The 7853-nt window shown below is 64.7% G+C and carries 8 protein-coding genes; all 8 read right to left on the bottom strand.

Features of this window, described 5'->3' with window-relative positions:
- Nucleotides 1-27 precede the first annotated feature (27 nt).
- On the bottom strand, nt 28-2148 hold the full coding sequence (gene bamA / locus VDP82_RS01630) for an outer membrane protein assembly factor BamA (RefSeq protein ID WP_323013088.1): 2121 nt from the start codon (nt 2146-2148) through the stop codon (nt 28-30).
- Between the two features lie 183 nt (nt 2149-2331).
- Nucleotides 2332-3468: an RIP metalloprotease RseP gene (gene rseP / locus VDP82_RS01635; RefSeq protein WP_323013089.1), complete on the bottom strand. Its 1137-nt coding sequence runs from the start codon at nt 3466-3468 to the stop codon at nt 2332-2334.
- A 42-nt stretch (nt 3469-3510) separates the two neighbouring features.
- The gene (locus VDP82_RS01640; protein ID WP_323013090.1) at nt 3511-4371 is read right to left on the bottom strand and encodes a phosphatidate cytidylyltransferase; all 861 of its coding nucleotides are present in this window, start codon (nt 4369-4371) and stop codon (nt 3511-3513) included.
- Entirely contained in the window at nt 4368-5129 is a 762-nt protein-coding gene (locus tag VDP82_RS01645) for an isoprenyl transferase (RefSeq protein WP_323013091.1), read from the bottom strand. The genes VDP82_RS01640 and VDP82_RS01645 overlap by 4 nt, the downstream gene beginning before the upstream one ends.
- Nucleotides 5130-5158: 29 nt before the next feature.
- Nucleotides 5159-5716 (bottom strand): ribosome recycling factor, encoded by a 558-nt coding sequence (gene frr / locus VDP82_RS01650; RefSeq protein WP_323013092.1) that lies wholly within the window; start codon nt 5714-5716, stop codon nt 5159-5161.
- A gap of 13 nt (nt 5717-5729) precedes the next feature.
- Entirely contained in the window at nt 5730-6455 is a 726-nt protein-coding gene (gene pyrH / locus VDP82_RS01655; protein ID WP_323013093.1) for a UMP kinase, read from the bottom strand.
- A gap of 207 nt (nt 6456-6662) precedes the next feature.
- On the bottom strand, nt 6663-7589 hold the full coding sequence (tsf, locus tag VDP82_RS01660; RefSeq protein WP_323013094.1) for a translation elongation factor Ts: 927 nt from the start codon (nt 7587-7589) through the stop codon (nt 6663-6665).
- Between the two features lie 70 nt (nt 7590-7659).
- Nucleotides 7660-7853, bottom strand: a 194-nt coding sequence (locus VDP82_RS01665) for a 30S ribosomal protein S2 (protein WP_323013095.1), incomplete at its 5' end; no start/stop codon positions are given.

Genomic DNA, 7853 nt, shown 5'->3' on the forward strand with positions numbered 1-7853 from the left:
TCTATGAACTCTCTCACCCCGGAGCGACTAGAACAAGGTCGACATGGTGAGCTGGAAGACCTGGGTGCGGTCCGCCGTCGACTTGTTCAGCACGTGGGCGAAGTCGCCACGCAGCGGGCCGAACGGGCTGTCCCAGATCAGCGAGGCGCCGATCGAGGTCCGCCACGGCTGGTCGATGCTGTCCGGGTCGACCGTATTGGCGCCCAGGCGCGGCACGTTCACGCCGTCGATCCAGGCGGCATCCGCCCACAGGGCACCGCTGAGGCCGTAATTCTCCGGCAGGCCCGGGATGGGGAACTGCACTTCGGCGGAGAGGCCGGCATAGGCGACGGCGCCGAGATATTCGCCGTTCTGGATGCGCGGGCCCAGGCCACGGCCTTCGAAGCCACGGATCAGCTGCGGGCCGGGGATGAAGGATTCCACGGTGTGCACGCCATTGCCATCGAGGTCGTTGATGACGCCGGCCTGGCCGCGCAGGCTGGCCACGATGCCGGTATCCTGCAGCACCGGGATGAAGTAGCGGGCCCGGGCCTCGGAGCGGATCAGATTGTGATCCCAGCCGATATATTGCTGCGTGAAGGTGGCATAGAGGCCATTGGTCGGCTTCTTGACGTCATCCAGGCCCGACCAGGTCAGCGTGTAGCCGACAAAGGCCTTGTAGTATTCGTCGCCATTGGCCACCAGCAGCGAGAACGGCGCATCGGCATCCTTGACGAGCTTGCGCTCGATGCCCGTGAACACCGTGGCCGACAGGTCGCTGGTCAGCGGCACGCCGACGCGGAGCTGGCCGCCGGTGGCTTCCGTGCCATAGACGCCGGTGGTCGATTCCTCGGTGATGCGGTGATAGGCATCCACGCCCGCCGACACCTTGAGACCCATGAAGCGGGGCTCGGTGAAGGAGAAGTCGAAGGTGCGGCCCGACTGCGACGCCCCGATGGCGGCGCGCAGATACTGGCCCCGGCCCAGGAAGTTGCGTTCGGTCAGCGAGATTTCGCCCAGAATGCCGTCGACGGTCGAATAGCCCGCGGTCGCGCCATATTCACCGGTGGAGCTTTCGGTCACGGCGATGTTGATGACGATCTTGTCGGGCGAGGAGCCGCCGATGGTGGTCACATCCACGGCCGAGAAATAGCCGAGGTTCTGGATGTTCTGGCGGCCGCGCACGAGTAGCGCGCGGTTGAAGGGGTCGCCTTCGGCAAAGTCCAGCTCGCGACGGATCACGAAGTCGCGGGTCTTCTCGTTGCCGGTGATGTTGATGCGCTCGACATAGAGGCGCGCGCCCTCATCCACCAGATAGGTGACGTTGAAGGTGCCCGAGGCGACGTCGCGGTCGAGGCGGGCGCGGACGTCGGCGAAGGAATAGCCCTGCGTCGTGGCCTCATAGGCCATGTCCTCGATGGTCTTCTGCAAATGCGAGACCGAGTAATTGGTGCCCTTGTTCGTCTGCACGGTGCCGCGCAGCACGTCGGTGTTCAGCCCGGCAATGCTGGTTTCGATGGCCACGCCCGAGAACTGGTAGCGCTGGCCCTCATTCACCGTGAAGTTGATGAAATAGGCGTTCTTGGCGGCGTCGTATTCGCCGACCGAGGTCACCTGGGCGTCGGGATAGCCGCGATTGGCGTAGAACAGGCGCAGGCGCTCGCGATCGACGGCGAGCTTCTGCTCGTCATAGCCGTCATCCTTGAATAGCCAGCTCAGAATGCCCGTTTCCTTGGTGAGCATGTTGCTCTTGAGGGTATTGGCATGGAAGGCGTTGTTGCCGGTGAAGTTGATGGCGGCAATGCCGGCGCGGTTGCCTTCATTGACCACGAACACCACGCGCACGCGGCCATTGTCCACCGCTTCGGTCCGCGCCGTCACCGAGACGGACCGGAAGCCGTCGCGGTCATAGGCCTGGCGGATGCTTTCGATGTCGGCGGCGAGGCGCGACTGGGTGTAGACACCCGAAGTCGACATATCGACCATGGCCAGAAGCTGGGCATCGGAGAAGCGGCGGTTGCCCTCGAACTGGACGGCACCGACCAGCTGCTCCTGAGCCTGCGCAGAGACGACACCGAGAAGCGGGATGCCCGACCCCGCGAGAGGGGCTGCACCCAGTATCGCCAGCGCCAGAACCGCGCCGCGTATCAGCTTGGTGGGATGGATCATATTATTATTGCCTTCTGCGACCAGGCCCGGAGAATCGCCATGCACAGCGCTCCCCCAAGCTACTCCATTGCACCGTTTTACCGTCTTTTTAACCAAGGACAAGGCGAAAGCCCCGTCGCGGTTAGCAAATGATTGGTGCTCTTGTATTCCTGCAACACCTTGCCAACCAAGGTTAACCGACCGTTACCCAGCCGCCCTGAGATAGGCGAAGATGGTGTCGTTAAAGAGCGTGAACACCATGAGCGCGACAACCAGGGCGAAGCCGAAGCGGAACCCGATTTCCTGCACCCTCATGCTGAGCGGACGCCCCCTGACGGCCTCGACCAGATAATACAGAAGATGCCCGCCGTCGAGCATGGGCACCGGCAAAAGGTTGAAAATTCCGATATTGAGCGACAACAGCGCCGTCAGGTTGATCAGCGCGACGATGCCGAGCGTGGCCACCTGCCCCGAAACCTTGGCCACCTTCACCGGCCCGCCGATCTGCTCCACATCGCCCCGCCCGACGAAGAAGTCGCCCAGGAACGCGGCGGTGCGCTGCACGATGAAGCGGATTTCCTCCACCGTCATGCTCACCGCCTCCACCGGTCCGGGCCGGTAGAGCGTCACGTCCGCCTCCTCGACATTGCGGCTCACCCCGATGCGCCCTATGCGCTGCACATTGCCGAAACGGTCGGTGGTTTCCACCGCCTCGGGCGTCAGGGTGAGGCTCTGGCGCACACCATTGCGGTCGAGATCGATGCTGACCGGCCGCGCCGGCGCGGTCGCCACCAGGCGCTGGAAATCCTCGAAGCCATGGACGGCATAGCCATCCACCGAGACGATGACGTCCCCCGCCTCGATTCCGGCCTCTTCCGCCACCGATCCGGCGATGACGCTATCCACCACCGGGGACAGCGTGTAGCGGCCATAGCCGAGCAACAGGGCGTAGAGAATGAGGAAGGTGAGCAGGATATTGGCCACCGGGCCGGCCAGGACGATGGCGATTCTCTGCCACACATTTTTGTTGATGAAGAGGCGCGGCGCCAGCTCCGGCGCCACCTTCCGGGCCGCCTCCGGGTCGGGCACGCTGGCCGGGTTCATGTCGCCCACGAAGCGCACATAGCCGCCAAGCGGAATGGCCGAGAGGCGCCAGCGCGTGCCGTGGCGATCGTTCCAGCCGAACAGTTCGCGCCCGAAGCCCACCGAAAAGGTCTGGATGGCCACGCCGTTCCAGCGGGCCACCAGATAATGGCCCATCTCATGCACGAAGACGATGACCGTGAGCACCGCCAGGAACGGCACCAGATAGGACAAGAGCCAGAAGAGGAAATCGAACATGGTTTTCCTTGCGGGATCGGACGGCGCCGGCGCGCCCTCGGCTTACCAGTAAAGCAGCCCCTCGGCCACGGAGCCGAAGCCGGCATGCAGCGCTCCGACCAGAAGAACCATCAACACGCCGAAAGTGAGGCTGTCGAGCCGGTCCATCAGCCCGCCATGGCCGGGGATGATGTCGCCGCTGTCCTTGATGCGGAAATGCCGCTTGATGGCGCTTTCGCCCAGATCGCCCAACTGCCCCAGGGTGCTGATGGTGGCCGATAGGATCAGGCCGATCCACCAGGGCGAAGGGGTGAGCACAGACCAGGCCAGGAGCCCTGCCCCGGTTCCCAGGGCCAGCCCGCCCAGCGCGCCCGACCATGTCTTGGAGGGCGAAATGGCTGGCGCCAGCTTCTCCCCGCCGATCTGGCGGCCGGTGAAGAAGGCGGCGGAATCGGTCATCCACACCACCGTGCCCAGATAGACCCCGGCCCACACCCCGGCCATGGTGTCGCCGCGCATGGCCAGCGCCGCGATGATGATGGCGCCATAGATGCACAGCCCGATGAGCCGCCAGATCAGCCATTCCCCGCCCATCGCCAGCGCCACCACGATGGCGATGGCGATGACGGCGATCGAACCCAGCGGCCCGGCCAGCGGAAAGGCCAGGCCCGAAAGCGCGACCAGCCCGATCAGCGCCATGCTGGCGGGCGTCAGCGGCGCCCGCGTGATCATGTTCTCCCATTCCCGGTAGGCTCCGGCGAACACCGCGCCCACCACCCCGGCAAAAATATAGCCGCCGAGATAAAGAGCGGTGGCCGTAAGGATGATGAGAACGATGGCGGAGGCGAAGCGCGGGCCGAGGTCGGACCAGAGCCGGCGGCGATTCTGCGGAGGCCCGGAGGGCGGATCGTCTTGACGGGTCACGGATCGGCCACCTCGATGCCGCCGAAGCGCCTGTCGCGCTGGGCAAAGGTTTCAAGCACCCTGATGAAGCTGGCCTCGTCGAAATCGGGCCAGTTTTCCTCCACGAAGACGAATTCGGCATAGGCCGCCTGCCAGAGCAGGAAATTGGAGATGCGCTGCTCGCCGCTGGTGCGGATGATCAGGTCGGGGTCGGGCAGGCCCGCCGTATAAAGGCTGTCGGCCAGCTTTGTCTCGTCGATATCCTCGGGCGCCAGCCGGCCGGCCGCCACATCCCGGGCCAGCCGCCGCGTCGCCTCGACGATTTCGGCCTTGCCGCCATAATTGAAGGCCACGATGAAGACCAGCCCGGTATTGCCCGCTGTCTTGGCTTCCACATCCTCGATCAGCCGCACCAGGCCCGGCTCCAGGCCCTGGCGGCTGCCGATGACGCGCACCTGCACATTGTTGCGCACCAGCCTTTGCAGGTCTGAGGCAACAAAGCGCCGCAACAGATTGAAGATAAAGGAGACTTCTTCCTTCGGCCGCCCCCAGTTCTCCGAGGAGAAGCTGAATACGGTGAGATAGGAGACGCCATAGCTGGCGCAATTGTCGACCAGGTTGCGCAGCGCCTTGACGCCTTCCACATGGCCTTCGGTCCGTCGCTTGCCGCGGGCCTTCGCCCAGCGGCCATTGCCGTCCATGATCACGCCCAGATGCGTGGGCACGCGAAGCCGCTGGCGCTGCGCGAGATCGGTGGCGATGGCGGAGTCGATGGACATCTACGCCCTCCCGGCGCAGTGCGGAGAGCCTAGACCTGCATGATTTCGGCTTCTTTGGCGGCGACGGTCTGGTCGATCTCGGCCACGGCGGCGTCGGTCGCCTTCTGCACCAGATCGGACTGGGTGCGGGCGTCGTCCTGGCTCAGATCGCCGTCCTTTTCCGCCTTCTTGAGCGCATCCATGCCATCGCGGCGGATATGGCGCACCGCGACGCGAGCCGCTTCGGCGTAGTTATGGGCCACCTTGGCCAGTTCCTTGCGGCGCTGTTCGTTGAGTTCGGGCAGCGGCACGCGGATCACCTGCCCCTCGCTCATCGGGTTGAGGCCAAGCCCGCTGTCGCGGATCGCCTTTTCCACGGCATTGGCCATGGAGCGGTCCCACACCTGCACCGAGAGCATGCGCGGCTCGGGCACGGTGACGGTCGCCACCTGGTTGAGCGGCATGCGCGAGCCATAGGCGTCCACGGTCACCGGCTCCAGAAGGCTGGCGCTGGCGCGGCCGGTGCGCAGGCCGGAGAGTTCGTCGCGCAGCGAGGCGACGGATTTCTGCATGCGGGTCTTGAGATCAGCGAGGTCGTAACCGGCCATGTTCGTGGTCCTTCTAGTCTTGGGGCGCGCCGCCGACACGGGTGGAACGCGCAATGCCGGCCAGCACTCCGGAAAGTCCGGCGGCGTCATCGAGCGCATATACGATTATCGGCATGTTGTTGTCACGGGCAAGGGCAAAGGCCGCAGTATCCATGACACGCAGGTTCTTGCTGATGACTTCGTCATAGCTGACGGTGTCATACCGGCTGGCGGCCGGATTTTTCATCGGGTCTTCCGAATAGACGCCATCCACCTTGGTGCCCTTGAGCACGACGTCGCATTCCAGTTCGATGGCGCGCAGCGTCGAAGCCGTGTCAGTGGTGAAGAAGGGATTGCCGGTGCCCCCGCCCAGCACCACCACGAACCCCTCCTCCAGCGCCTGCTTGGCGTCGCGCGCGGTGAAGGTGTCGGCCACCGAAGGCATGGTGGCGGCGCTGAAGGGCTTGGATTTGACGCCCTGGCGCGAAATGGCGTTGCTCAGGGCCAGGGCGTTGATCATCGTGCCCAGCATGCCCATGAGATCGGCGGTCACCCGGTCGGTGCCATCGGCGGCGCCGGCCATGCCGCGAAAGATGTTGCCCCCGCCCACCACGATGGCCACCTGCACACCGCTCTTGGCGACATTGGCGATCTGGCCGGCGATGGCCTGGAGGAATTGCGGCTCGATGCCGAAGGAATTGTCGCCCGCCAGCGCCTCGCCCGAAACCTTGAGCAGAATGCGTTTATAGGCAGGCGCCATGGATGGTCCCCTTCATATGGACGGAGTGGATGGGGCCGCGAATCCGACGACACCCGAAGAACCCTATGGCAAATCCGCCTTCGACAGAAGGCTCCGCCACATATTTGCAGTGCAGGCTGGGTTTTACGCTCGATCCCGGCCAAATCATGGCCGATGCGGGGAGAGCGGCGGGCGGCCCTTGGGCCACCCGCAATGGTCTTTCGCGCCTTACTTGACGCCGGCAGTGGCGGCGACTTCGGCGGCGAAGTCGGTCTCGGCCTTTTCGATGCCTTCACCCAGGGCGAAGCGCACGAACTTGGTCAGCTTGATCGGGGCGCCGACATCCTTCTCGGCATTCTTGATCGCGTCGGAGACCTTGGTTTCCCCGTCGATCACGAAGGTCTGCGCCAGAAGCGTGACTTCCTCGAAATACTTGCGCATGCGGCCATCGACCATCTTCTCGGCGATGTCGGCGGGCTTGCCCGATTCCTTGACCTGCTCGAGAATGATGGCGCGCTCGCGGGCCACCACGGCCGGGTCGACCTCTTCAGCCGAGATCGAGACCGGGTTGGTCGCCGCGATATGCATGGCAAGCTGCTTGCCCAGGGCGGACAGCGCGGCCTTGTCGCCGCTCGATTCCAGCGCCACCAGGATGCCGATCTTGCCCATGCCGGGCTTGACGGCGTTATGCACATAGCTTTCCACAACGCCGTCGGACACCGAGACGGAGGCGGCGCGGCGCAGGTTCATGTTCTCGCCGATCTTGGCGATGGCTTCGGTCAGCTCGGCCGAAACCGAATGTCCGGTGCCGGGGAACGGCATTTCGTCGAGCTTGACCACGTCCCCATCGGCGTCGAGCGCCAGCTTGGCGACGCTGCCTACGATGGACTGGAACTGCTCGTTGCGGGCAACGAAGTCGGTTTCCGAGTTCACTTCGACCACGGCGGCCTTGGTGCCGGCGGTGGCGACCCCGACCAGCCCTTCGGCGGCGACGCGGTCGGCCTTCTTGGCGGCCTTGGCCAGGCCGCGCGTGCGCAGCCAGTCGATGGCGGCTTCCATGTCGCCATTGGTTTCAGCCAGGGCCTTCTTGCAGTCCATCATCCCGACGCCGGTCGAGTCGCGGAGCTGCTTGACCATTGCAGCAGTGATTTCCATGATTCACCTCTTGGCGGCCCCTTGGCGGGGCCGCATTGGTTTGAATTGGGTAGCTGTCGCCGGTGCAGGCTTAGCTGGCGGCTTCTTCGGTGGGCAGGTCTTCCGCGGGGGCTTCGGCCGAAGCGCCCAGGTCGGCGCCCAGCGCCGAGGAAGAACGGCCGATGCCGTCGATGGCGGCGCGCGAGATCAGCGAGACATAGAGCTCGAGCGCGCGGCTGGCGTCGTCATTGCCCGGAATGGCGTAGTCCACCGTGTCCGGATCGC

It is taken from the genome of Devosia sp., assembly GCF_034675085.1.
GTDB lineage: Bacteria > Pseudomonadota > Alphaproteobacteria > Rhizobiales > Devosiaceae > Devosia.

Coding starts and splice junctions, on each gene's coding strand:
- rseP (WP_323013089.1), bottom strand. CDS start 3,468: ATGTTCGATTTCCTCTTCTGGCTCTTGTCCTATCTGGTGCCGTTCCTG.
- bamA (WP_323013088.1), bottom strand. CDS start 2,148: ATGATCCATCCCACCAAGCTGATACGCGGCGCGGTTCTGGCGCTGGCG.
- frr (WP_323013092.1), bottom strand. CDS start 5,716: ATGGCCGGTTACGACCTCGCTGATCTCAAGACCCGCATGCAGAAATCC.
- pyrH (WP_323013093.1), bottom strand. CDS start 6,455: ATGGCGCCTGCCTATAAACGCATTCTGCTCAAGGTTTCGGGCGAGGCG.
- tsf (WP_323013094.1), bottom strand. CDS start 7,589: ATGGAAATCACTGCTGCAATGGTCAAGCAGCTCCGCGACTCGACCGGC.
- VDP82_RS01645 (WP_323013091.1), bottom strand. CDS start 5,129: ATGTCCATCGACTCCGCCATCGCCACCGATCTCGCGCAGCGCCAGCGG.